This is a genomic window from Gottschalkia acidurici 9a (assembly GCF_000299355.1).
GTDB classification, from domain to species: Bacteria; Bacillota; Clostridia; order Tissierellales; family Gottschalkiaceae; genus Gottschalkia; species Gottschalkia acidurici.
This window is the reverse complement of sequence record NC_018664.1, coordinates 2397907-2423945: the sequence shown is the minus strand read 5'-3', so window position 1 is coordinate 2423945 and position 26039 is coordinate 2397907. Positions and strand designations below refer to the sequence as shown.

Below are 26039 nucleotides of genomic sequence, written 5' to 3'. Positions count from 1 at the left end.
GGGGCGTAGATATTCTCCAATAATAAAGATGACAATAATCAGTAGAAATTCTATAAATCGAAGAGATGTAGTTAAATATAGCTTTATAGCAAAGAGTATACCCCTAAAGCATTGAGCTTTTTTAATTCATCAGATATTATATCACCTAAATTAACATTAAGGGTATTACAAAGTGCACCTATGTAAAACATATGGTTGCCTATTTCTTTTTCTATTATTTCTTTACAATTGTCACACATATCCCCATCAATATGATCTTTAAAAAAATCTTTAGATTCGCTCAAAGTATACTTATCACTAGGACAACTTTGCTTATCAGCTGCTATAGAAACACATCCACAAGAAGTAACGGATTTTGCTATAGCACGATTAACTCTACTGTTAGACTCTTCAAGCTTGGTCATAATATCTAAGATACTTTTGTGTCTTATTAAAATATCAGATACTTTATTTTGCAAATTATCACAAAGAAATTCTTTTTCCAACAGAGATCAAATCCTTTCCCTTTAAAATATTACTCTATTCTACACTAATTATACTTTTTATGAAGTAGGATTGTCAATTGAAATATTAGTTGACAAGTATTAAGTAACTATGATAAAATAATTGATTTGACAAATGCAGGTAAATCGTGTATACTTGATGGTATAACGTCTTTAAAATTTTAGGGGGTTTGCCGTATGTTTAATATAGGAGATAAAATTGTTTATCCTATGCATGGAGCGGGTATTATAGTAGCGTTAGAGGAGAAAGAGATTTTAGGGAAAAAGAGAAAATACTATATAATGAAAATGCCTATGAGCGATATGAAAGTTATGATTCCTACTGATAATGTAGAGGATATAGGCATAAGACAAATTATAGACAATGAAGAAATAGAAACGGTATTAGCTGTACTAGCAGACGATGAAACCAATATGTCACAAAACTGGAATAGAAGATATAGAGCGAACATGGATAAAATAAAAAGTGGAGACATCTACGAAATAGCTGGAGTTGTAAGAAATCTTGTTTTAAGAGATAGAGAAAAGGGACTATCTACTGGAGAAAGAAAGATGTTAAATAATGCAAAACAAATGTTAGTTAGTGAAATGGTCTTAGTTAAGGAAATAGGACACGACGATGCAGAAAATTTAATAGAAGAAATAATCAAATAGCGTCTTAGTTGACGCTTGTTTTTTATAAAAATATTGCTATTTAGTTATAATATACTATTAATATGGTAATAAATATATATAGGAGGAGGTGAAAAAGAATATGATAGATAAAATGGTCAAAATATCAATAACAGTATTGGGAATGATTTTAGGAGTAGGAATAGTAGCATTATCACATAAATTGGGTGTTTTAGGAATCTTAGCAGTTGCAGATTATTCTATATATGTTTATATAGCATTAAGTTTAGCTCTTGGAATAATTTCTTTTATATTATCAAGTAAAATCATAAGCATTACTAAGAAAATGATGTATGAAATAGAAAGAAGGCTTCAAAGTGTTCCAGCTTCGGATATAGTGTTGGGTGCAATTGGACTAGTTGTCGGATTGTACATAGCTAACTTATTAAGTAAGCTGTTAGTACAAATTCCTTATGGAATTGGTTTTACGCTTTCTATAATTTCACACATACTTCTTGGATATCTTGGTATAAAAGTTCTTACTAAAAAAAGAGAAGATTTTGCAAATATAATATATGCTTTTAGAAAAAATCTTGCAAAAGATAAAAATGCAAAAAAACAAACTAATATAAAACCTAAAATACTAGATACAAGTGTAATTATAGATGGAAGAATATCTGATATATGTAATACTGGATTTGTAGAAGGCCCTCTTGTTATACCTGAGTTTGTACTAGCAGAGCTTCAGCGTATAGCAGACTCTTCAGATGGACTTAAAAGAACTCGTGGACGTAGAGGTCTTGACATACTTAATAAAATACAAAAAGAATTAGATATAGAAATAATAATACATGAAAAAGACTTTGAAGATATACCAGAAGTAGATACTAAGCTTTTAAAGTTAGCACAACATATAAATGGAAAAGTAGTAACTAATGATTATAATTTAAATAAAGTAGCAGAAGTTCATGGAGTAGAAGTACTAAATATTAATGAATTAGCGAATGCAATAAAGCCTGTAGTTATACCAGGAGAAGAGATGGTAGTACAAGTTATAAAAACTGGAAAAGAAGCCAGTCAAGGGGTAGCATACTTAGATGATGGAACTATGATAGTAGTTGAAGGTGGAAATGATTATATAGGTAAAACTATAGAGGTTTTAGTAACGAGTGTACTACAGACAGCAGCAGGTAGAATGATTTTTGCAAAACCTAAGAATGTAGTAAACAAAGCAGTATAAATATTTAAAAATATTATTTTTTACGAGATATATAGTAAAATGAAATTCTAATCTCTTTTGTACTAGCACAGGATATACAGTATATCCTGTGCTTTTTCATCGTCCTTATATCTTATCGATTACTTTATTAAGGCTAACTAATGTGATAAAATCATTATGGTAGAAAAATTTTACAACTTATATCCTATAGTTAAATTACTGTAGCGAATGAAAATTATATAATATATACACTGGAGGAAGTTATAATGGCAATTGATAAAGTTAGAAAGTATTTTAAGCAATGGGGGATGGAGAATAGAATACAAGAATTTGAAGTTTCAAGTGCGACAGTTGAATTAGCAGCAATGGCAATTGGATGTGAGCCGGAACGCATAGCCAAGTCACTGTCTTTCAAGATAGAGAATAAAGCGATTTTAATCGTTGCAGCTGGTGATGCTAAAGTTGACAACGCAAAATTTAAGACTCAATTTAATACAAAAGCAAAGATGCTTGCATCAGATGAAGTAGAATCTTTTATAGGTCATGCTATTGGCGGAGTTTGTCCATTTGGTATAAATGAAAATGTAGATGTTTATCTTGATATATCGTTGAAAAGATTTGATAAAGTATTCCCTGCATGTGGTAGTAGTAATAGTGTTATTGAACTGACTATTGATGAATTAGAGAAGTACTCAAAATATATTGAATGGATTGATGTTTGCAAGAATTGGCAATAAATATCAAATACAAGTAAGATATAATTTAATTTTTGAGTCTTCAAAACTATTATATACTGTGTAATATAAAGAATTATAAAAGCTGAACTAATTCTAAGTGTATAGTATAAATAACATAGAGGTGAAAAAATATGAGTTATAAAGGAAATCACATATCAGTGATAGTTGTAGCTGCTGGTATGGGAAAAAGAATGAGATCTAGTATAAATAAACAATACTTATTGTTAAAAGATAGGCCTATATTGTCATATACTATAGACAAGTTTGAAAACAATCAATATGTAGATGAAATAATAATAGTAACTAGAGAAGAAGAAATAGAATACTGCATGGCAAATGTAATAGAAAGATATAAATTTAAAAAAGTTAAAGGTGTTATACCTGGAGGAAATGAAAGGCAAGACTCTGTGTATAATGGATTGAAAAAAGTTAATCCAAAATGTAATATAGTTCTCATACATGACGGAGTAAGACCATTTATAAGAGATAGTGACATTAATAAAATGATAGAAAAAACTATGACTCACAAAGCTTGTGTAGTTGGAGTAAAAGTAAAGGATACTATAAAAGTAGTGGATTCAGAAAATAATATAGTAGATACACCAGATAGAAATACGCTTTGGGCAGTTCATACGCCGCAGTGCTTTTCCTATGAACTTATATTAAAAGCCCATGAAAGGTGCAAAGAAGAAGGATTATTAGTTACAGATGATAGTATGTTGGTTGAAAAACTTGGTGGTAAAGTTAAAATGATAGAAGGAAATTATGATAATATAAAGATAACTACACCGGAAGATTTATATATTGCAGAAAGTATTTTAAAGCAGGAGATTGAGAATGTATAAGTTACTATGTGTAGGATTAGGAGGTTTTATAGGAACTTCATTAAGATATTGCATATCTATAAGTGCTAGTAAATTACTTAGAACTCAAATACCATATGGAACATTATTTGTTAACGTTCTAGGAGGCACAATAACAGTTAACAGAACATTATAGAAGTTTATATATCTATATTGAGTTTATATAATGATTGCATTATAATAAATTCAAGAGGTGATAAAGATGAAATATTATTCAATAGGAGAATTTGCAAAACGTATAGGTAAAAATCCTCAAACATTAAGAGAGTGGGATAAAAAAGATATATTAAAGCCACATCACGTTGCACCAACTGGATATAGGTATTATTCACAAGAGCAACTTAATCATTTTTTAGGTATTAAAGGTATTCAAACAAAAACTAAAAAAATAATAGGATATTGTAGAGTTAGTTCTCACAAACAAAAAGACGATTTGGAACGTCAAATTGAAAATGTTAAAACATATATGATAGCAAAAGGTTATCAGTTTGAAATAATACAAGATATAGGAAGTGGAATTAACTACAATAAAAAAGGATTAAATCAACTAATAGATATGATAACTAATTCAGAAGTTGAAAAGGTAGTAATTCTATATAAAGATAGGCTGTTAAGATTTGGCTTTGAAATAATAGAAAATTTATGTAATAAGTATGGAACTACTATTGAAATTATAGATAATACTGAAAAGACAGAAGAACAGGAATTAGTTGAAGATTTAATTCAAATTGTTACAGTCTTTAGTTGTAGACTTCAAGGTAAAAAAGCAAATAAAGCAAAGAAAATGATTAAGGAGTTGTTAGAGGATGATACTGGCGAAGAAGATTAGAATTATACCTAATACAGAACAAGAACAACAACTTTGGAAATCCGTTGGAACTGCAAGATATATATATAACTGGGCACTTGCAAGAGAAGAAGATAATTATAAAAAAGGTGGTAAATTTATAAATGATGGAAATTTAAGAAAAGAAATCATTTTAATGAAACAAGCAGAAGAATATAAATGGCTTAAAGAAGTGTCCAATAATATAGCAAAACAGGCTGTAAAAGATGCTTGTAATGCTTATAAAAGATTCTTTAAAGGGTTAGCAGATAAACCAAGATTTAAAAGCAAAAGAAAAAGCAAACCATCATTTTATAATGACAATGTAAAGCTAAAAGTTAAACATAAACAGATTCTTATAGAAAAAGTAGGTTGGATAAAAACATCAGAACAAATACCAATGAATGTGAAATACACTAATCCAAGAGTAAGTTTTGATGGGAAGTATTGGTATATATCGGTAGGCGTTAAGAAGCAAAATCCAAGAGTAGAATTAACTGATGAAAGTATAGGCATAGATGTTGGAATTAAAGACCTTGCTGTATGTTCTAATGGAATGATTTTTAAAAATATTAATAAAGTAGGGTCAGTGAAAAAATTAGAAAAAAGATTACATAGGTTGCAACGTAAAGTATCAAGAAAATATGAATTAAATAAAGAAGAGAGGAAGTTCGTCAAAACGAGCAACATTATAAAACTTGAAAAGCAAATTAGATTACTTCATAGAAGACTATCTAATATTAGAAACAACCACTTACACCAATCAACTACAAAGATAGTGAAAACCAAGCCATCAAGAGTAGTAATGGAAACACTTAATATAAAAGGAATGATGAAAAATAAACATTTATCAAAAGCTATAGCTAAACAAGGACTATATGAGTTTAAAAGACAACTTCAATATAAAAGTGAATTCTATGGAATTGAGTTTGTTGAAGCAGATAAATGGTATCCATCGTCAAAAACATGTAGTAAGTGTGGACATATAAAAGCTAAATTATCATTATCAGAAAGAACCTATATCTGTGAAGAATGTGGGTCAACTATTGACAGAGATTTAAATGCATCAATTAATTTAAGCAGATATTCAGCATAACTACCGGAACAGTTAAGCTTGAGGTGTAGGAGTCGTTGTATCCGAAGTTAAGCCCTTGGAGTGTTATATCAAACGAAAGTAGTATGTTCTTAGAACTACAAAATCGGACATAATGAACAGGGAATTAAACAAGCTTTATAGAGTTTTATAAGGTTTTGGCAACGGAATTCTAATCGGTTTAATAATGGAGTTGAGTATAACAACTAATTTAATTTCACCAAACTTTAAGTTATTTCTTACAACCGGCATAATGGGAGGCCTTACTACTTTTTCTACCTTTAGTTATGAGACTATCAGTTTGTTTAGTGATGGTAAGTATATTTTGAGTATTGTAAATATAGGTCTAAATTTGTTTTTAAGCCTTATAGGTGTAGTAATAGGTAAAAATATGATTTAAAGGAGCGATTTAGAATGAGAATAGGGATAGGTTATGACGTACATAAATTAGTTGAAGGAAGAAAGCTTATACTAGGAGGAATAGAAATTCAACATGAAAAAGGACTACTTGGTCACTCAGATGCAGATGTACTAGTACATGCCATAATGGATGGTATAATAGGAGCTCTAGCGTTAGGAGACATAGGCAAGCACTTTCCGGATACAGATGATAAATATAAAGACATATGTAGTATGAACTTACTAGAAAAAGTATATGATACTATGAATGAAAAAGGATATATAATAGGCAATATAGACTGTGTTATAGCAGCTCAAAGACCAAAGTTATCACCATATATACAACAAATAAGAGAGAGTATATCTAAAGTTTTAAATACATCCTTAGAAAATATAAATGTTAAAGCAACTACTACGGAAAAGTTAGGATTTGAGGGAAGAGAAGAGGGTATATCTTCTCAAGTAGTATGTTTATTGATAAAAAAGTAAAACAAGTATTGAATAAAAATATCTAACATATATACTATAGGAATAGATATATGTTTTTTTATATCTAACTAATAAAAATAGAGGAGGTGAAAGTATGGATATGCAAACTATGGGTATAAAGAATGAGGGAGAGTTGCAAAAACGATATATACTTAAAGTATATATTTGGATGGCAGTTGCATTAACTATAACTGCAATCACAGCTAGGATTACAGTTTCAAGTATAAATATATTAGAATTTATTTTCAGTAGCAATGTAATATTTTATGGACTAATACTTATAGAGTTAGGACTTGTCATGCTACTATCAAGAAGAATAAATACAATGAAAGTTTCATCAGCTATAGCAGCATTTATTATTTATTCAGTGGTAAATGGCTTAACACTATCGTCTATTTTCCTTGCATACACGTATAGTTCTATAGCAACAGCATTTTTCATAACTGCGGGTACATTTGTTGTTATGAGTATATACGGTTATGTTACAAAAAATGACTTAACTAGAGTGGGAAGTATATGCATAATGGGACTTATAGGTCTGATAATTGCTTCAATAGCAAATCTATTTATGAATAGTGAATTAATATATTGGATTACATCTTATGCAGGAGTTTTAATATTTATAGGTCTTATCTCATATGATACACAAAAACTAAAAATGATTAGCATGTCAGGGTTTAATGATGAGAGTATGGAACAAAAAAGTGCAATAGTCGGAGCACTATCACTGTATTTAGATTTTATTAATCTATTCTTAATCATATTAAGACTTTTATCACGTAAAAGGTAATTTGTTAATAGTTTAAGTTGAATATTTTGAAAAGAGCATTTAAGATACATAAATTAATAAGATTAATATAACTAAGGACTCCTATAGCGAATAATATTATATTGCTATAGGAGTTTTTATATATTATGCTTTGGGGAATAATATGGATAAATTTCATGAATAATGTAAAAGAGTAAGGGAATATATGTTATAATAACATTTCATAGCACATGATATAGATAGTTAAATTATGATAACATTTCATAATAGATAGAATACGATAATATGAATGTATAGTTGTAAGCATGATTTATATGGAAGGAGGTGAAACTTATGTGGACACGAGAACATATTAAACAGAAAGCTAAAAATGTTCTAAAGTTTAATTATTGGAAAGCTTTCATTGTAAGTATAGTTATAATGATCGCAGGTGGAAATTATGAGACGGATAAATTATATAGATATATTGAGAAAAGTGAAAAATATAATAATTATCCAGCACAGTTAATTGAGAATATATTATTATTTATAGCAATTATTTCGATTATTATAATTATCTTAAGAGTTTTAGTTGGTTATATGATTGAGGTAGGAGGAAGAAAGTTTTTTATTAAATCAGCAGAAGGTGAAGTTGATATGGGATATCTTGGATACTGTTTCAAAAAAGACAGATACTCAAGTGTACTATTAACAATGCTACTTAGAAGTATATATACTATACTGTGGACTTTACTATTAATAATACCAGGAATAATAAAGTCATATGCATATAGAATGGTGCCGTATATATTAGCAGACAACCCCAATATAGGATATAATAGAGCGATAGAACTTAGCAATCAAATGACCAGAGGTGAAAAATGGAACATATTTGTACTTAAATTATCATTTATAGGATGGTACTTGTTAGGAGCATTAGCATTATTAATAGGCGTGTTATTTGTTAAGCCATATGAAGATGCTACAAATGCTGAGTTATATTTAGTACTTAGAGAAAATGCAATATCAAGAGGACTTACATCGTATGAAGAACTGAATATCACGCATGACTATAACTAAATTTATATTTCAACATGACGTAAACACTATTAAGAAGTGCAAAATTAATATATGTAGTGTTATGATTAATAAGATTATAGTTAAAACTCTAGCCATTGAACGGCTAGAGTTTATTTCTATATTCATGAATAGTAAAAATAATATATAGATGATTTTCTCAGGTAAGATAGACTTTAATCATGAACCATATGTGAAACTAAATAATAATAGACGGATTAAGTATATACGTCTTTATGGTTAATTAATAGAGGGGTGTTTGAATAATGAAAATAGAGATAAGGAGTGCTACAATACAAGATGTAGAAACTATAAGTAAAATACATGCTTCGAGCTGGAAAGTAGCATATAAGAATATAGTTCCTCAAAAATATTTAGATGAATTACAGAGTGATTTTTGGATATCAATTTTTAAAGAATGGATAAAGAATAATACATTAAAGGTAAAACTGATTTATGAGGAAAATATCTGTGTAGGAAGTATTGCTTATGGTGATTCAAGAGATGAGAGTTTACTTAAATGGGCAGAAATAGCTTCTTTATACATACACCCTAATTATTTTGGAAAGAGATATGGACAAAGGCTGTTGAATGTGGCACTGTGTGACATAGAAAAAGATGAATATGAGAACTCATATTTATGGGTACTAGAAGAAAATATAGGAGCGCAAATTTTTTATGAGAAAAATGGGTTTGTAAGTAATAGAGATAAATATAGTGTTGAAATTATGGGGAAGAAGCTAACTAACATAAGATATATCATTAACTTAAATAATAGGAGTAGAAATTGTAGAAAAGTTTTTAGAGAATAAAATTAAAAAATATCAAAATTATGAGCTACTGATAAGAAAAGACAGAGAATTTGTCAATGCAAGAGAACTATGATAGCATATAATCCTATAAGGAATCTCCTATATGTTTTTATGGAGTTCAATAAGATATATACATATATATTACTATTATAATGAATGGAGGAAATAATAAAGATGGTTGATTTACCGAATTGTCCAAAGTGTAACTCAGAATATACTTATGAAGATGGAAGTCTTCTTATATGTCCAGAATGTGCATATGAATGGACTGTAGGGTTAGAAGACGAAAACAATGAAGATGATAAAGTTATTAAGGATGCAAATGGAAATGTTTTAAAAGATGGTGATTCCGTAACAGTAATTAAAGATCTTAAAGTAAAAGGAAGCTCATTAGTTGTGAAAATGGGTACGAAAGTAAAAAATATACGTCTAGTTGATGGAGATCATGACATAGACTGTAAAATTGATGGATTTGGAGCTATGAAGTTAAAATCTGAATTTGTTAAAAAAATATAAAATATAGAAATATGATAGACTACAAATATAAGGTATATAGGAAAGCTAGTAATAATTATAGATTTCCTATATACCTTGATTTATATATAGGTTAAAGATTGAATAGTGTAATTATATTAAAGAATATTTATTAAAACTAATATAGAATAAATTAAATAAATTATGTATTACAGCTATAAAACAAATATAATTTCTGAAACTTAACTCTATACCTTTTACATAACAGAGATGTTGAATAAATTGGTAATATAGTGTAATATTATTGAAAAGTATTTAAAGGAGAGTGATATAGATATGGATACTATAAGAGCGATAAGAGAACGAAGAAGTATAAGGAAATTTCAAAATAAAGCAGTACCAAGATCAGAAATAGAAAAGATATTAGAGTTAGCAACAAAGGCACCTTCAGGCAAAAATCGTCAACCTTGGAAGTTTGTTGTTTTGCAAAACAGCAAAAAAGACGATTTAGTAAATCTTATGAATCTTGCTTTAAAGCTTCATAAGGAAAGAAAAGTTAATGTCGGAAGCCTTGAGTCAAGCATTGGTTCAATTAATCAAGCATCAGCAGTCATTCTGGTATTTAATCCATTTTCTAAATCTGAGGAAGATTACAATCACCATAGACTACTTACAGATTCACAATCAATAGGTGCTGCTGTGCAAACAATGATTTTGGCTGCACAAGATATTGAATTAGCTTCTCTTTGGATTTGCGATATTTTTTACTGTGATAATGAAATATGTTCTTGGCTAGATCGTGAAGATGAGCTTGTAGCAGCAGTAGCTATAGGATATCCAGATCAATATCCACATCAACGTCCACGTAAGTCGATAGAGGAAATAACAGAATGGTTATAGTGATGAATTAAAACTCATGGTTTTAAGTTAAATTTGGAGGAATGGTGAATATGAAAAGATTAGAAACAGAAAGGTTAAAGCTAAGAGAATGGAAAGAATCAGATAGTAAAGATTTGTTTGAGTATGCAAGTAGTGATTTGGTGGGCCCTAATGCAGGATGGAAACCTCATAAGGATGAAAATGAAAGCCAAGAAATAATAAAAATGTTTATACAAGCTGGCGATACCTGCGCAATAGAGTTAAAGTCAGAAAATAAAGTTATTGGTGGCATAGGAATACATAAAAGAAATCCGGATGATAGCTTAAAAGATTTAAAACAAAGAGAACTAGGATTCGTTCTAAATCCAAAATACTGGGGAAATGGATACATTCCAGAGGCAGTTGAGCGTATGATTGAGTATGGATTTAAAGAGCTTGATCTAGATTTAATTTGGTGTGGTCACTATGATTTTAATGAAAGATCAAAAAGAGTATGTCAAAAGTGTGGGTTTAAATATAAATTTAATCGTAATGAGAAAATAAAATTACTAGATAATAAAGAGGTAAACATACTATATTACAATTTATCTAAAAAAGACTATGATTACTAGAAAAAGAGTTAATGAAGTAATAGTTTAACTTGACCTTAATATTTTACTTAGAAAGGAGAGTTACTATGGACACTGTAATACCTTTTGTAATGATTGTATGGATGTGTGCAATGATTTTTATAGTAATTGGAGTGTTTGCATTAAATAAGAAAACACCAATGCATTTTTGGTCAGGAACAAAAGTTAAATCAGAAGAGATTTCTGATATTAAATCATATAATAAGTCTAATGGTATTATGTGGATCTCATATGGAGCTATATTTGTACTGGCGGATATAATTTCAGTTATATTTAATACAAATATAGGTGGAATTCTTGTAGCTATTTCAAGCATAGTAGGGGTACCTATATTAATTATAGTTTATAAACGAATATATAATAAATATAAGAATAAATAGTATAGCTATTTGATACTTCAAGTCTTAAACATAAAAATCAAGTAAACTAATTTAAGTTAAAATATATGTATATTGAACGTGAAAACAATAGTTTATATGTTTTAGCAGAAGCAACAGAGAAACTTAAAGTATTAACAGATATTAAATGAAATTCTATTAATATAAGAGATATTGCCAAAAGAGATATATACATTTTTAATATACGATCATCTATTTACATACCTTGGAGGGGATATTCTGGAAACTATAAACTTTTTATCATTTATACTTTTCATTATTTTTATTCTGTCATATTCTATAAAATTGGTTATTTTGTATAAGAAGTATAATATAAACGCAAATCTACTGGGGAAAGGTCAAAAAGGCAAAGAAATAGACGGAACAGAAATATTAGTAAAGATAACAACTTTTATTTGGGGAGCTACATGGTTTGTGGAGTCAATATCTGACAATTTAATAAAAGTAGCATTCAAAGATATATTTAAAAGCTATTTTATAAGTTACATTGGAATTATTATTACTTCAATAGGATTATTAATTTTTATTTTAGCAATGGTCTCAATGAAAACATCATGGAGAGTTGGAATAGATAAAAAGACAAAGTCTAAGCTTATAACACAAGGAATATATAAATATAGTAGAAATCCAGCTTTTGTTGGATTTGACTTGATGTTTTTAGGTTTGTTTCTTACTTATTCTAATTTACTAACACTTTCTATACTTGTGATAAATTTATTATCAATCCACAGGCTTATTCTTCAAGAGGAAAGACATTTACAAATCATGTTTCATGAAGAATATAAAGACTACAAGAACAGAACTCCAAGATACTTGTTCTTTTTAAGATAAATGATACACAAAATTACTATATAAACCTAAGCGCTATACTCATAAAATAGTGATATGCTAAGAAATTATCATAAGATATTAATACCCAAAATAGTGTAAAAAGTTTAAATACATTATTTTGGGTGTTTTCTTAATATAAAGGATATACAAATAAACACAAAGACAGGATGGAGTACTAATTATTAGAACAAGAAAAATATTAATGACAATATTTATATTAAGTTTATTTCACTATTAATATCACTTAAATTATTTTATAATCTAGGAATATTTGTAGATGAGTACAACTTAAACCCCGATATCGGAAGTAGGGGTGGATTTTAGAATCTTATGGATTGGCTAAGGCTATTGGTATTAACTCTATTATGTGTTATATCACTTATAGATGTAGTTAGGGAAAAACAACGTAGAGAATCGGATTATTTAATAATAGAAAAGAAAGGATTGGAATAACAGATGGAAGAAAAAATACTAACTATGAGATTGATAGAAGGAAAGTTTGGTGTTTGTAGACTAGATAGAAAAGAAGTAATACCCGAGTGGATAAAAAGATGTGATTTTGTTTCAATAACGAGAACATTAGACGAGCTATCTATTGTATGCTCTGAAGATAGTATCCCAGATTATATAAAGCGTGAAAAAGATTGGAAAATTTTAAAAGTTGAAGGACCTCTGGATTTTTCACTGATTGGAATTCTCTCTTCAATTAGTACTATATTAGCTAATAAAAAAATAAGTATATTTGCCATTTCTACATATGATACAGATTATATTCTTATTAAGGACAATGATGTAGAGGTTTTATCTAATAATAATTATGAGATCATTAAGTAGGAAATTTATGGACAAATATATATTTTATCAACTACATGTTTGAATCTCACAAGCTTATCAATATTAGGGGGATGATAATGAGTAAATATACGGATACGATGAATCCATATTGGAATAAAAGATATCTTAAAGAAAACAGAATATGGGGAGAAAAGCCAAGTAATACGGCTATATATGCATTAAACTTATTTGAAAAATACGAGGTTAAAAAAATCTTGATACCAGGTGCAGGATATGGTAGGAACTCAAAACTTTTTTCATCTAGAGGATTACTAGTTTCAGGGATAGAGATATCTAAAATAGCGGTTGAAATAGCAGAAAAGTATGATCCAGATACAAAATTTTATAAAGGATCGGTTTTGGATATGCCTTATGAGGATAAAATTTATGATGCAATTTATTGCTTTAATGTACTGCATTTATTTAAAGAACAAGAAAGAAAAGAGTTTATTAGTAAGTGTATAGAGAACATAAAGATAAATGGATTGATGTTCTTTACAGTGTTTTCAGATCAGGAAAAGAGTTATGTAAAAGGAAAAGAGATTGAAAAAGATACCTTTGAAAGCAAGCCTGGAAGACCAGTGCATTATTTTACTGAAGAAGATTTATTAAATCACTTTGAGCAAATGAATACTATAGAAACCTCATTAATTGAAGAGACTGAAAATCATGGAAATGAAGGATTGCATATCCATAGATTGAGATATATTTGTATTCAAAAAAGGTAATAAAACAGCTTAATTTAGATAATTGTAGCATTGTCTAAATTAAGCTGTTTTTAATATAGATAAGGAATAACACATATAAAGAAAATATTAAATCTTATAAAATATTATTTATATAATGTATAATAAATACAAGTAGAATATTAAATTCACTTTATATAAAATTAAAGGTTAGGGATTTGATAATCGTAAAGGAGGGAAAAATGTGCTAGAAGTTATAAAACTAAATAAAAGTTATGGTAAGAATAAAGTAGTAAGGGACATTACGTTTGATATAAAAGAAGGTGAAATTACTGTTCTTGTAGGGCCTAATGGAGCAGGTAAATCGACTATAATCAAGTCTATAGCAGGATTATTAAAATATGATGGTACTATAAATGTTTGTGACTATAACAACAAAAGTATAGAAGGAAAGAGTGTCATAGGGTATATTCCAGAAATACCTGCTTTGTTTCCATTACTTACAATTGAAGAGCATATTACTCTAATGGCTCATGCCTTTGGAATTAAAGAATATGAAAATAAATCAGAAGAAATATTGAAATTATTTGATTTATGGGATAAAAGAAAGAAATATGGAAGTGAACTATCAAAAGGTATGCAACAGAAAGCAAGTATATGTTGTGCATTAATAACAAATCCAAAAGTACTATTAGTAGACGAACCTATGATCGGATTAGATCCCAAGGCAATTAGGACTATGAAAGAGATACTTATAGATTTAAAGAAGCAAGGAACATCAATATTATTAAGTACACATCTTCTCGATTCAGTTCAAGATATTTGGGACAAAATTATTATTGTTAAAAATGGAGAGGTAGTGCTAAGCAGAGCTAAAAACGAATTCACTGATAATCATAAATCATTAGAAGATATATTCTTTGAGGTTACGGAGGATGAAGAATGAAGGCTTTAATATACTTGCTTAAAACAATAATAAAAAACTATTTTAAGCAAATGAAAGAAAAACCTCAAAAAGCTATACTACCTATATTAGGAACATTTTGGGCAGTACTTATTATTTTTTCAGGTACAAAAGGCAAAAGAGCAACCGAAAACTTAAGTGAATTAGGAGCTTACTATATACAAGTCTGTATTAGTATATTCTTACTTGTAGTAATAGCTATGACTATGTTCTCTCTATATAGTGGAACTAAAAAGGCAAAGTCAAGATTTGATATGTCTGATGTAAATCTGATATTTGTATCTCCTATAAAACCTCAAACTGTAATGCTTTATGGAATAATTAAACAAATTCATTTTGAACTTTTAGGATCTATTTATATACTTGCTCAAATACCTAAGTTTTTAAGAAGTATGAACGTATCGGGGTTAAAACAGGGAATGTTCATTCTATCTTGTATTATATTTCAAGTAGTCTTATGTAACGTTATAAAGCTATTAGCATTTTCGCTAAGTACTAAGTATAAGAAGGTTGGACCTATAATACGAAATACTATAAAAGCACTTATTCTCTTTACTGTAATCTGGATAATAGCAATAGTTATAAAAGGAAATGCTATTGAATCTATGATAAATTTTTCCAACTATATAACCTATAATCCGTACATTAAGTATATACCAGTGCTTGGATGGATAAAGGAAATAGCACTTCAAACTTTAAAGGAAATTAATTTATACTATGGAGTATACTTAGGGCTAATCTTACTGTTAAGCGGAGTACTGATATATATAATTTATAAAATGGATATAGATTTCTATGAAGATATGCTTTCTTCAGTAGAAGATAATGAATTGATGAATGATATAAAAAGTGGAAAAGTAAAACCAGGAAATCAAAAACAGAACTTCTTAACAAAACCTTTTAAGCAAGTACAGTTAAAACTTGACAATTCATATGGCGCTAAAGTTTTATTTTTTAAACACATGAATGAATACTTTAAAAAAAGTTTTATATTTTTTATAAATATTTACTCAATAATACTTCTAATCTTATCCATTGCTATTGGAATTTTTATAAAAGAATTAGATATAAGAGATATATTACTAGCTACTTGTGGATTGCTACTTTTCAGTTCGGGATTTGGTGGCAAGATTTATAGTGAAGTAGAGTATTATTTTATTTTTCTTATTCCAGATACTTCAATAAGAAAGCTCTTTTATGGAGTATCTTCATCGCTTATAAAAACATTTATAGATAGTTTAATTATATTTATCCCTTTTGGAATACTAACCAAAACACCAGTATTTGAAATAATATTCTGTATATTAGTATATTTAACTCTAGGATGTATGCTTTCATACAGTGGTTTACTTACCTACAGAATAACTGGATCATTAGGACTTACAGGGTCTATAACTAGAGGACTAATACTGACAGTTTTTCAAATCTTAATAGTAGCTCCCATATTTATGCTAGGGCTAGCAACTATTAAATATACGTATATTTTTTATATAGCTCTTATAGCTTATAATTTAATTACATCTATTACGTTTTCATTAGGAAGCTTAGGACTATTTCGAGATATGGAGTTTAGTGATAATTAAAAATGAACAGTGTAGATATTATTGAAAGTTAATAATATCTACACTGTTTTGTTATATTTATGCTAACTTCACTCACTGTGTGGACTTAAAATTTGTTAAAGAAAGAAATTTTATCTTAACTAATTTTAACTTATAAAGAAATTATTAAGTTTTGCGAAACTTTGCCTGTAACATATAGAATAAAAATATAGGAGGTAACTCTCTATGAAAGAAAAGATATTAGTAGTTGAAGATGATATTGAGATAGCATTTGCAATTAAAGAATTTTTAGCGAAAAAGAGATATGCTATCACATGGACTTCAACGGGTAAGGAAGGACTGGAAGAATTTCAGAAAAATAAATATGATCTAGTGATAGTAGATATAATGATGCCAGAAATGGATGGATTCACATTATGCAAAAACATTCGAATGAAAAGTGATATTCCAATCTTGATTATGAGTGCTAAGAGTCAAGAGAAAGATAAAGTGAAAGGTCTAAATATAGGTGCAGATGATTATATAACTAAACCATTTAGCCTCGTAGAATTAGAGGCAAGAATAGATTCACATATAAGAAGATATAAGAGATATTTAGGTGAAAATAAAGAAGAAAAAATAATACAGTATAAAGATGGTCTTAAATTATATAAAGATTTAGAAGAAATTGAACTCAATGATAAAAAACTTCACTTTACAATAAAAGAATATTCACTACTTGCACTATTAATAAAAACAAGGATCGGGTATTTTCCAAAAAGGAACTGTATGAAAACATATAGGGGGAAGTAGATGTAAATGGCAATAATACAGTAACTGTTCACATTAAGGCTATAAGAGAAAAGCTAAAGGATGACATGAAAAATCCTAAATTTATAGAAACGGTGTGGGGAAGTGGTTATAAATTTATAGGAGAAATACTATATGAAAATAAAGAATAAGCTTATAGTCTCACATATAGTAGCTATGTTAGCTCCAATACTAGGACTATGGATTCTCTTCATACTAGTTAAAGATTTTAACAAAGAGGTAGAGTTTAAAGACTATATTAATAATATGAAAATATTTGAAAAATATGGTGATACTCTAAACAATGTAGAGCTATATAAGAATCCCAAAAAAGAATTATTAAGTCAAATACCAAAGCAAGACAATATAAAAGTAGACGTATATGATAAGTATGGAACAATAATATATTCAAGTGTAGAAAATTACTTTTACTTTTCAGTTTCTAAAGAAAACTTGTACAAAAATCTATACGATATTAAACAAAGTAACAAGTTTATAACACTAAAAAAACCTGTATTTGAAAAAGAAGAAATAGTTGGATTTTACGAGATTACGATACTTAGAACAGAGTGGTTAAAGGGGTTAAATAGTAGAACTGCAGTGATCATAATATCGGTAGTGAGTATATTCATAATGACATTTGTAATGATCCTTAGAGTTATAAATAGAAAAATTAATTTACCTATAGGACTTTTAGTAAAATCTATGAAAAAGTTTGCTATTGGAGAAAATGAAGAAATACACTATTGTTCAAATGATGAAATCGGAGAATTAATATTACATTTTGACAATATGAAGAAACAAATAGGGCAAAAAAATAAAGAACTTAGAGAAGAACAAAAATCTAAAGAATATATGATATCAGCAGTATCACATGACTTAAAAACACCATTAACATCTATAAGAGCATATACAGAGCTTTTAAAAAGGAACGATATAAAAGAGTACGAAAAAGAGAGTTATACAAGTATAATACTAAATAAATGTGATTATATGAGTAATATGGTAGAAAATCTTCTTATGTATTCAGTACTTACGACAGAATATGAAATGAATCTTGTATCGGTAGAGGGAGAAGAATTTTTTGATATGCTGTCATCTGGATATGAGGAAATATGTAAAACTGAGGAAGTAATATATATAAAAGAAGTAGGTGTAAAGGGGAACTATAGTGTGGATGTTAATCAAATGATAAGAGTTATGGATAATGTAATTAGTAATGGAGTCAGATACACAGAAAAAGGAAAGAAATTATATCTAGGAATATACTCTGAGGAATTTGGCTTATCAAATTGGATTAACAGCAAAACTAGAGAAAGGTTAGAAGATATAAGAAAAGACAAGGTAGTTATAATAGTAAAAAATGAAGGAAAGGGCATAGATAATCAAGAGATAGAGAATGTATTTAAACCTTTTTATAAGGCTGACAACTCTAGAAGAAACACTAAGAATAGTGGTACTGGATTAGGACTTAGTATAGTGAAACTCATAATTGAAAAACACGGCGGAGAAGTAATGATAATTTCTGAAAAACAAGAAACAATGATTGTTATGCTTATTAAAAAAGATAATGGGGGAAAATATGATGATTAAAAGAAAGATAAGAATATATTTGGGTGCTATATTAGTTTCGAGTATGTTTTTAACAGGTTGCGATACAGATGTAGTAAGTTTACTTCCAGAGGAGATAGTTGCAAATGCGGTAGAGGCAGATAATAACTTTAGTAACTATTATGCTGAAAGTGAAATAATAATGTATGATAAAGAAGAAATTATAGAAAAGACATACATGAAAGAGTGGGTAATGAAGATAAATGGAAAAACGATGAAAAGGGTAGAGACTAAGGGTAAAGATGAAAAAGATAGTGTAGTTGCAGTAAATGATGGACGAAACTTGACTAGTTATATTGCTAAAGAGAATAAAGTTATAAAGGCTAATTTGGGGGATGAAGCAAGTAGTCTAATAGAGTTAAGTCCTAAAGATCAGATGAAAAAAGCTTTTGAATTTATAGATAAAACTCATGAAATAGAAAACTCAGGAGAGGAAAAAATTAATGGAATAGACACATATCACTTAAAAGCAGTTCCTAAGAAGCAAGATAGTATCGTTGGTGAACAGGATTTTTGGATAGAAAAGGACAAGTGGTTTACTGTAAAGTCAATATCTAAAACTGGAGATATGAAAATAGAAATTGAATATAAGAAAATAGATTATAAATCTAAAATAGATGAAAGTGTATTTAACTTTGAAGTTCCAGAAGATGCTGAAATAGTAAATATAGATGAACAATCTAAAATTAAAAGTGCTAGTTTAGATGAAGTAAAGGATATATTTAATAAGTCGTTTTTATATCTTAAAGATTCAAAAAATTATGTTTTGAAAGATACAAATATAGTAACACTTGACAATAAAGAATTTCCAGATGAAATAAGTCAAGAATATATTAAAGATGGAAAACCAGTATTTTCTCTAAGTGTATTAAAACCAAAGGAAACATCTTATGAAGTAGGGCTTCCAGGTTCAAAGGAAATCGTCATAAGAGGCGGTAAAGGTTCATATATAGATGATACTATAAAAATAATAACGTTTGATGAAAAAGGATTAAGATATAATATGATATTACACGTTAATAATATTAGTATAGAAGAGTGTATAAAAATAGTTGATAGCTTATCATACTATGAGTAAAAAATAAAATAAATTTGACAAACAGTACTTTTTCTAGTAATATGAAGTTAAAATTTAAGACTAAAATGCACTGAAGGGAAATAGTAAGTAATTTATGATCTATAAGAGAGGAAATCATAGGCTGAGAGATTTCTGATCCTCTAAAGCACTGAACCAGTCCTAGAGCATCTAGATTGAAATAAAAGTATATCTAGACGGAATAACCGTTATATAAAATGAGTAAACTGCATATATAATATAGTAGTTTATTAGGGTGGTACCACGGAAATACAAGCCTTCGTCCCTTTTTAGGATGAAGGTTTTTTTATGTTCAATTTTAAAATAAAAGGAGAGCTATAATTATGAGAATGTCAAAACTATATTTACAAACATTAAGAGAAGTTCCAGCAGAGGCAGAACTACCAAGTCACAAGTTACTGTTAAGATCGGGCATGATAAAAAGACTAGTTTCAGGAGTATATACTTATCTACCATTGGGATATAAGGTAATAAAGAAAATAGAAAATATAGTTAGAGAAGAAATGGACGCTATAGATTCACAAGAAGTACACATGTCAGCTATACAACCAGCAGAGTTGTGGCAAGAATCTGGAAGATGGGATGCATTTGGACCAGAGATGTTTAGACTTAGAGATAGACACAATAGAGAATTTTGCTTAGGGCCAACACATGAAGAGATATTTACAGATATGATAAGATTTGATATAAAGTCTTACAAACAGTTACCTCTTAGTTTATATCAAATTCAAACTAAGTACAGAGATGAAAAAAGACCAAGATTTGGATTAATGAGATGTAGAGAGTTTATAATGAAAGATGCTTATACTTTTGACTTAGATCCAGAAGGAATGAGAAAGTCATATTTTGACATGTGGAAAGCGTATGAGAAAATATTTGATAGATGTGGAATAAATTATAAAGTAGTAGAGGGTGACTCTGGAGCAATGGGAGGAAGTGACTCACATGAATTTATGGCTACATCGGAGTTTGGAGAAAGTGCTATGGCTTATTGTAATGATTGTGACTATGCTGCCACAGATGAAAAAGCTAAATTTATCTATGAAGTAAACTCTCAAGATGAAAATGAATTAAATGTAGAAAAAATTCATACTCCAAATGCTAGAACTATAGATGAATTAAAAGAATTATTTAATACAACAGGGGATAAGTTCGTAAAAACACTTTTATATTCAGCAAATGATAAAGTAGTAGCGGTTCTAGTACCTGGAGATAGAGAATTAAACGAAATAAAATTAATAAATACTTTAGGAGTATTAGAGCATGACTTATTTATGGCAGATGAAGAAACAGTTAAAAAAGTAACTGGCGCGGAAGTAGGATTTGCAGGACCAATAAATCTAAAAGGTGATGTAAGAATATTAGTAGATTCAAGAGTCGCTAATATGAAAAACTTTATAGTAGGAGCAAATGAAACAGACTATCATTTAAAAAATGTAAATTACGGAAAAGACTTTGCAGGAGAAATAGTGGATGATTTATTATTAGTTAAAGAAGGAGATAAATGTCCAAACTGCAGAAGTCCATTAAATATGGATAGAGGAATAGAAATAGGGAATATATTCCAGTTAGGTACTAAATACACGGATGCATTAAATGCTACTTATTTAGACGAAAACGGAAAGGCAGCTCAAATATGGATGGGTTCTCATGGGGTTGGAGTTTCTAGAACTATGGCAGCTATAATAGAGCAAAACTATGATGAAAATGGAATTATATGGCCATTATCAGTTGCTCCATATCAAGTTTTAGTAACTATAGTAAATATCAAAGATGCTGAGCAAGTTGCACTAGGAGAAAAGTTATATGAAGAATTATCTAATCTGGGAATAGAAGTATTACTAGATGATAGAAATGAAAGAGCGGGTGTTAAGTTTAAAGACGCTGATCTTATCGGTACACCTATAAGGGTTACAGTAGGTAAAAAAGCTAGTGAAAATATACTAGAGTTTTCATTAAGAAAAGACGGAAACAAAGAAGAAGTTAATGTTAGTGAAGTAATGAATAAGATAAAAGAGGAATTTACTAATCAGGGGTTAAGAATATAATTAAAAACATAATAAATTTATAATATAAAAATACCGCAATGTTATTTAATTGAATAGTATAGCGGTATTTTTGTATATAAATAATTATATCTGTGAACAATGCTAATAATAGATGTAGGTGGAGCTATTTGTAATTAAGGAGGTTCATATATTGAAAAATAAAAAGAAAGAGATAAGTAAAATTAGATTTTTATCGGGATGGTGGTGGATAGTTCATATATCAATATTAGTTTTAATATTTATACTACTTAGAGTTTTTTAACCAAATAATAGGGTATATAAAAACAATATTAAGTAGTTTTAGCAATAATATAGACATAACTTTATTGTATATAGAATTAAATAGTATATAATATGAGATATGGAGGGATAAAATGAAAAAGATTTTTTCAGTACTATTAATTATTGCCATGCTGAGTACTAGTGTGTTAGCAAAAGGAGATGCAGTAGTAAGCATTGGAAAAGACTTAAATAGTGAACAAAGAAGTCAGATGATGGAACTACTAGGTGCAGATGAAAATTCTAAAGTTATAGAGGTAACTAATGAAGAAGAAAGAAAATATCTAGGAAATTATGTTGATAGTAAAATATTGGGAAGTAGAGCTATATCTTCATCTTATGTAGAAAAATTAAGTGCAGGTGAAGGTATTCAAGCTGAGGTTTATAATGTAACATGGGTTACTAAAGATATGATTATAAATGCACTAGTAACAGCTGGAGTTAAAGATGCTAAGGTAAAAGTAGCAGCGCCATTTAGTGTTTCAGGTACTGCGGCATTAACAGGAATTTTAAAAGGGTTTGAAGATGCTACAGGAACAAATATTAGTGAATTAGAGAAACAAGTTGCAAATGAAGAGATAGCTAAAACAGGAGAACTAGGTCAAGAAATAGGAAAAGATGAGGCTACACAACTTATAAAGACGGTAAAAGAAGAGGTTGTGGAAAAAAAGATAAAAGATCCTGAGGAAATAAAAAAAGTAGTTACAGAATCAGCAAAAGAAATCAATATAACATTAACAGATGAACAACTAAAAAAAATAACAGACTTAATGGAGAATATATCTAAGCTAGATTTAGATTTGGGTCAAATTAAAGCACAACTTAAAAATATCTCTGATAAGTTAAGTGAGTTAGGTAAGAACTCAGAGGAGGTTAAGTCTGTTCTAGGAAAAATACTTGAGTTTGTAAAGGGTATATTCCAAAAATTGTTTGGAGCAACTGAATAGCATTATTTCTTGAATTAAACAGGTACTATACTATATAATATATAAGTATTAATTAGACTTTGCTTATTATCATTAAATATTTAATGCACTAGAAGATATTCTAGTGCAATTTTATATATTATGATTAAATTAGAATAAATTTCGAGGAGGATATATGAAATGTCAGAAGTAAGAGTAAGATTTGCCCCTAGTCCTACAGGATATTTACATATTGGCGGCTTAAGAACAGCGTTATATGACTATTTATTTGCTAAGAATAAAGGCGGAAAATATATTTTAAGAATAGAAGATACAGATAGAAGTAGATATGTTGATGATGCTATAGAGAACTTAATAGAATCATTGGAATGGGCCGGAGTTAAACATGATGAAGGTGTGTTTATAGAAGATGGTAAGATAGTACAAAAAGGAGAGTATGGTCCTTATATTCAATCAGAGAGACTACATATATATAAAGAGTATGTAGACAAGCTGATTGAAAACGGACATGCATATTATTGTTTCTGTGATAAAGAAAGATTAGAAAAGATAAGAGAAGAACAGAAAGAAAAAGGTCTTATGTTGGGATATGATGGACACTGCAGAGATATATCTATAGAAGACGCCAGAAAAAGAATAGAAAATGGTGAAGAATACGTTATAAGACTAAAGTTTCCTGAGAATAGAGATATAGTGTTTAAAGATATAATAAGAGGAACAATAAGTATAAACACTAAAGATATAGATGATCAAGTTCTTTTAAAATCAGACGGGTTTCCAACATATCACTTAGCTGTAATAGTAGACGACTATTTAATGAAAATAACACATGTTATAAGAGGAGAAGAATGGTTACCATCAGCGCCTAAACATGCATATTTATATGAGGTATTTGGTTGGGAAGCGCCAGAATTTGTTCATTTACCAACTGTTTTAAATAAAGAGAAGAAAAAGCTAAGTAAAAGACATGGCGATGTTTCTGTAGAAGATTTTAAGGAGAAGGGATATTTACCAGAAGCTTTAGTTAACTATTTAGCTCTTGTAGGGTGGAGTCCAGAAAGTAATAAGGAATTCTTTAGTATGGAAGAGCTTATAGAAGAGTTTTCTTTAGAGAGGGTATCAAAAACAGGTGGAGTATTTGACAAGGACAAGTTAGACTGGGTAAACGAGCACTATTTAAGAGAAGCAGATATAGATTTAGTTACGAAGATAGCTATACCACATTTGATAAAAGCTGGATACATTACAGAAGATGATATTGAAAATAAATATGATTGGGTAAAAACTTTAGTATCAGTGGTAAAAGAAAGATTATCTTATATAAGTGAAATACCAGAAAAGGTCAAATATATATTTAATAATGAAATAATTCCTGAAGACGAGGAAACATTAGAGTTGCTAAAAGGCGAAGGTGTACCTACACTTTTAGAGGCATTTAAGGAAGAATTAACTGAAATAGATGAAGTAGATCTAGAATTTTCACAAGGAATTATGAAGAAAATTCAAAAGAAAACAGGAATTAAAGGTAAAAATTTGTTTATGCCTGTCAGAGTAGCACTTACGGGACAACAACATGGTCCAGACATAGATAAAATAATTTTAGTTTTAGGTAAACAAAATATACTGAAAAGAATATCATATATAGAAAGTAACTATTAAGTAAAAGCATATTATTGAATAATTATAAAAAATTTAGTAATATATAATATACAAAGTGATTATATATATAAAGGTTACGATAAAGTAAAGTAAGTCTACTAAACTTACAGAGAGGGACTCCTACAAGCTGAGAAGAGTCTTAAGACGATTAGTATTCTGAAGTGCACTTTTGAACTTCTACCTGAAAATTAGAGTAGGGTAAGACGGTGGTACCGTTACAACTTTAAGGTGGAGCTTTTTGCTTAACTAGAGTGGAACCGCGGAATAATCGTCTCTTGAATGTAAGAGGCGGTTTTTTATATTAAAAATTAAATTAATGGAGGTAATAACTATATGTTTAAATATCTTAGATATGAGATTAAAGCTATTAAAGAGAGAGACCCTGCTGTTAAAACTAGTATAGAGGCACTCATATGTTACCCAGGGCTACACGCAATATTAGTTCACAGAATATCTCATTGGCTTTATAATAAAAGATTTTTCTTCATATCAAGAGTACTTTCTAACATGGCTAGATTCTTTACAGGAGTAGAAATTCATCCAGGAGCTAAAATAGGTAAAGGGGTATTTATAGATCATGGGATGGGAGTCGTAATAGGAGAAACAGCTGAGGTTGGAGATATGGCAACAATATACCAAGGAGTTACTTTAGGAGGAACGGGAAAAGATACTGGAAAAAGACATCCTACTATAGGGAAAAATGTAGTGGTAAGTAGTGGAGCTAAAGTTTTAGGACCATTTAAAGTTGGAGATAATTCCAAAATAGGAGCAGGTGCTGTTGTATTAAAAGAAGTTCCTCCAAACTGTACAGTTGTTGGAGTTCCGGGAAGAATAGTAGTTAAAGATAATAAAAAAGTTAGTCCGTGTGATAGAGAAATAGATTTAGACCAAATAGGATTACCAGATCCAGTAGCACAGGAATTAGAGTGTTTAAGAACAAGAATTAGAAGATTGGAAGAGGAACTATACGAAATAGAAAATACAAAGGAGAGATAA

Annotated in this window: 30 protein-coding genes and 2 other annotated features; of the genes, 29 read left to right on the top strand and 1 reads right to left on the bottom strand. The window is 29.0% G+C overall.

Going from position 1 to position 26039, the window contains the following annotated elements:
* Positions 1-83: 83 nt before the first annotated feature.
* Complete coding sequence (locus CURI_RS11580) at positions 84-485, bottom strand: nucleoside triphosphate pyrophosphohydrolase family protein (RefSeq protein ID WP_014968451.1); 402 nt, start codon at positions 483-485, stop codon at positions 84-86.
* Between the two features lie 195 nt (positions 486-680).
* Here CURI_RS11580 and CURI_RS11575 point away from each other — a divergent pair, with 195 nt between their 5' ends.
* The 29 genes from CURI_RS11575 (at position 681) to cysE (ending at position 26039) form a co-directional block, all read left to right on the top strand.
* The gene (locus CURI_RS11575; protein ID WP_014968450.1) at positions 681-1157 is read left to right on the top strand and encodes a CarD family transcriptional regulator; all 477 of its coding nucleotides are present in this window, start codon (positions 681-683) and stop codon (positions 1155-1157) included.
* A gap of 100 nt (positions 1158-1257) precedes the next feature.
* Positions 1258-2355, top strand: coding sequence for a PIN/TRAM domain-containing protein (locus CURI_RS11570; protein ID WP_041701807.1), 1098 nt, complete (start codon positions 1258-1260; stop codon positions 2353-2355).
* 287 nt (positions 2356-2642) lie between these two features.
* Positions 2643-3071: a YbaK/EbsC family protein gene (locus CURI_RS11565; RefSeq protein WP_228370423.1), complete on the top strand. Its 429-nt coding sequence runs from the start codon at positions 2643-2645 to the stop codon at positions 3069-3071.
* 131 nt (positions 3072-3202) lie between these two features.
* On the top strand, positions 3203-3916 hold the full coding sequence (gene ispD, locus CURI_RS11560) for a 2-C-methyl-D-erythritol 4-phosphate cytidylyltransferase (RefSeq protein ID WP_014968447.1): 714 nt from the start codon (positions 3203-3205) through the stop codon (positions 3914-3916).
* Positions 3909-4070 carry a fluoride efflux transporter FluC gene (locus CURI_RS15920; protein ID WP_014968446.1) on the top strand — a complete coding sequence of 54 codons (162 nt, stop codon included), beginning with the start codon at positions 3909-3911 and terminating at the stop codon, positions 4068-4070. The genes ispD and CURI_RS15920 overlap by 8 nt, the downstream gene beginning before the upstream one ends.
* Positions 4071-4136: 66 nt before the next feature.
* On the top strand, positions 4137-4763 hold the full coding sequence (locus tag CURI_RS11550) for an IS607 family transposase (protein WP_014967851.1): 627 nt from the start codon (positions 4137-4139) through the stop codon (positions 4761-4763).
* Positions 4741-5856, top strand: coding sequence for an RNA-guided endonuclease InsQ/TnpB family protein (locus tag CURI_RS11545; RefSeq protein ID WP_014968445.1), 1116 nt, complete (start codon positions 4741-4743; stop codon positions 5854-5856). Before CURI_RS11550 ends, CURI_RS11545 begins: the two co-directional genes overlap by 23 nt.
* 166 nt (positions 5857-6022) lie before the next feature.
* Positions 6023-6253, top strand: a complete 231-nt coding sequence (locus CURI_RS16570; protein ID WP_420805159.1) for a CrcB family protein — start codon at positions 6023-6025, stop codon at positions 6251-6253.
* 14 nt (positions 6254-6267) lie between these two features.
* Positions 6268-6741: a 2-C-methyl-D-erythritol 2,4-cyclodiphosphate synthase gene (ispF, locus tag CURI_RS11540; protein WP_014968444.1), complete on the top strand. Its 474-nt coding sequence runs from the start codon at positions 6268-6270 to the stop codon at positions 6739-6741.
* Positions 6742-6835: 94 nt separating this feature from the next.
* Complete coding sequence (locus tag CURI_RS11535; protein WP_014968443.1) at positions 6836-7531, top strand: Bax inhibitor-1/YccA family protein; 696 nt, start codon at positions 6836-6838, stop codon at positions 7529-7531.
* A gap of 312 nt (positions 7532-7843) precedes the next feature.
* Complete coding sequence (locus tag CURI_RS11530) at positions 7844-8569, top strand: DUF975 family protein (RefSeq protein WP_041701806.1); 726 nt, start codon at positions 7844-7846, stop codon at positions 8567-8569.
* Positions 8570-8832: 263 nt separating this feature from the next.
* Positions 8833-9378, top strand: coding sequence for a GNAT family N-acetyltransferase (locus CURI_RS11525; RefSeq protein ID WP_014968441.1), 546 nt, complete (start codon positions 8833-8835; stop codon positions 9376-9378).
* Between the two features lie 174 nt (positions 9379-9552).
* Positions 9553-9894 (top strand): zinc ribbon domain-containing protein YjdM, encoded by a 342-nt coding sequence (locus tag CURI_RS11520; RefSeq protein ID WP_041701805.1) that lies wholly within the window; start codon positions 9553-9555, stop codon positions 9892-9894.
* 294 nt (positions 9895-10188) lie between these two features.
* The gene (locus tag CURI_RS11515; protein WP_014968439.1) at positions 10189-10752 is read left to right on the top strand and encodes a nitroreductase family protein; all 564 of its coding nucleotides are present in this window, start codon (positions 10189-10191) and stop codon (positions 10750-10752) included.
* A gap of 50 nt (positions 10753-10802) precedes the next feature.
* On the top strand, positions 10803-11342 hold the full coding sequence (locus tag CURI_RS11510; RefSeq protein WP_014968438.1) for a GNAT family N-acetyltransferase: 540 nt from the start codon (positions 10803-10805) through the stop codon (positions 11340-11342).
* A gap of 65 nt (positions 11343-11407) precedes the next feature.
* Positions 11408-11740, top strand: coding sequence for a hypothetical protein (locus CURI_RS11505; protein WP_014968437.1), 333 nt, complete (start codon positions 11408-11410; stop codon positions 11738-11740).
* 312 nt (positions 11741-12052) lie between these two features.
* The gene (locus tag CURI_RS11500; protein ID WP_228370422.1) at positions 12053-12589 is read left to right on the top strand and encodes a methyltransferase family protein; all 537 of its coding nucleotides are present in this window, start codon (positions 12053-12055) and stop codon (positions 12587-12589) included.
* A 456-nt stretch (positions 12590-13045) separates the two neighbouring features.
* Complete coding sequence (locus tag CURI_RS11495) at positions 13046-13423, top strand: ACT domain-containing protein (protein ID WP_014968435.1); 378 nt, start codon at positions 13046-13048, stop codon at positions 13421-13423.
* Between the two features lie 77 nt (positions 13424-13500).
* Positions 13501-14151, top strand: a complete 651-nt coding sequence (locus CURI_RS11490) for a class I SAM-dependent methyltransferase (RefSeq protein WP_051003991.1) — start codon at positions 13501-13503, stop codon at positions 14149-14151.
* A gap of 202 nt (positions 14152-14353) precedes the next feature.
* Positions 14354-15055, top strand: coding sequence for an ABC transporter ATP-binding protein (locus tag CURI_RS11485; RefSeq protein ID WP_014968433.1), 702 nt, complete (start codon positions 14354-14356; stop codon positions 15053-15055).
* Complete coding sequence (locus CURI_RS11480) at positions 15052-16656, top strand: putative ABC exporter domain-containing protein (protein WP_014968432.1); 1605 nt, start codon at positions 15052-15054, stop codon at positions 16654-16656. The genes CURI_RS11485 and CURI_RS11480 overlap by 4 nt, the downstream gene beginning before the upstream one ends.
* A gap of 204 nt (positions 16657-16860) precedes the next feature.
* Entirely contained in the window at positions 16861-17427 is a 567-nt protein-coding gene (locus tag CURI_RS11475; protein ID WP_014968431.1) for a response regulator transcription factor, read from the top strand.
* A gap of 32 nt (positions 17428-17459) precedes the next feature.
* Positions 17460-17576 (top strand): winged helix-turn-helix domain-containing protein, encoded by a 117-nt coding sequence (locus CURI_RS16565; RefSeq protein WP_420805158.1) that lies wholly within the window; start codon positions 17460-17462, stop codon positions 17574-17576.
* Positions 17560-19017, top strand: a complete 1458-nt coding sequence (locus CURI_RS11470) for a HAMP domain-containing sensor histidine kinase (RefSeq protein ID WP_014968430.1) — start codon at positions 17560-17562, stop codon at positions 19015-19017. Before CURI_RS16565 ends, CURI_RS11470 begins: the two co-directional genes overlap by 17 nt.
* On the top strand, positions 19010-20113 hold the full coding sequence (locus tag CURI_RS11465) for a LolA family protein (RefSeq protein WP_014968429.1): 1104 nt from the start codon (positions 19010-19012) through the stop codon (positions 20111-20113). Before CURI_RS11470 ends, CURI_RS11465 begins: the two co-directional genes overlap by 8 nt.
* A 61-nt stretch (positions 20114-20174) precedes the next feature.
* Positions 20175-20401 (top strand) — a binding site (T-box leader).
* A 53-nt stretch (positions 20402-20454) separates the two neighbouring features.
* A complete protein-coding gene (locus CURI_RS11460; RefSeq protein WP_014968428.1) occupies positions 20455-22179 on the top strand; it encodes a proline--tRNA ligase in 1725 nt (574 codons plus the stop codon).
* 374 nt (positions 22180-22553) lie between these two features.
* Positions 22554-23405 carry a DUF1002 domain-containing protein gene (locus CURI_RS11455; RefSeq protein ID WP_014968427.1) on the top strand — a complete coding sequence of 284 codons (852 nt, stop codon included), beginning with the start codon at positions 22554-22556 and terminating at the stop codon, positions 23403-23405.
* A 159-nt stretch (positions 23406-23564) separates the two neighbouring features.
* On the top strand, positions 23565-25043 hold the full coding sequence (gene gltX, locus CURI_RS11450; RefSeq protein ID WP_014968426.1) for a glutamate--tRNA ligase: 1479 nt from the start codon (positions 23565-23567) through the stop codon (positions 25041-25043).
* A gap of 67 nt (positions 25044-25110) precedes the next feature.
* Positions 25111-25322: a binding site (T-box leader), on the top strand.
* 54 nt (positions 25323-25376) lie between these two features.
* The gene (gene cysE, locus CURI_RS11445) at positions 25377-26039 is read left to right on the top strand and encodes a serine O-acetyltransferase (RefSeq protein WP_014968425.1); all 663 of its coding nucleotides are present in this window, start codon (positions 25377-25379) and stop codon (positions 26037-26039) included.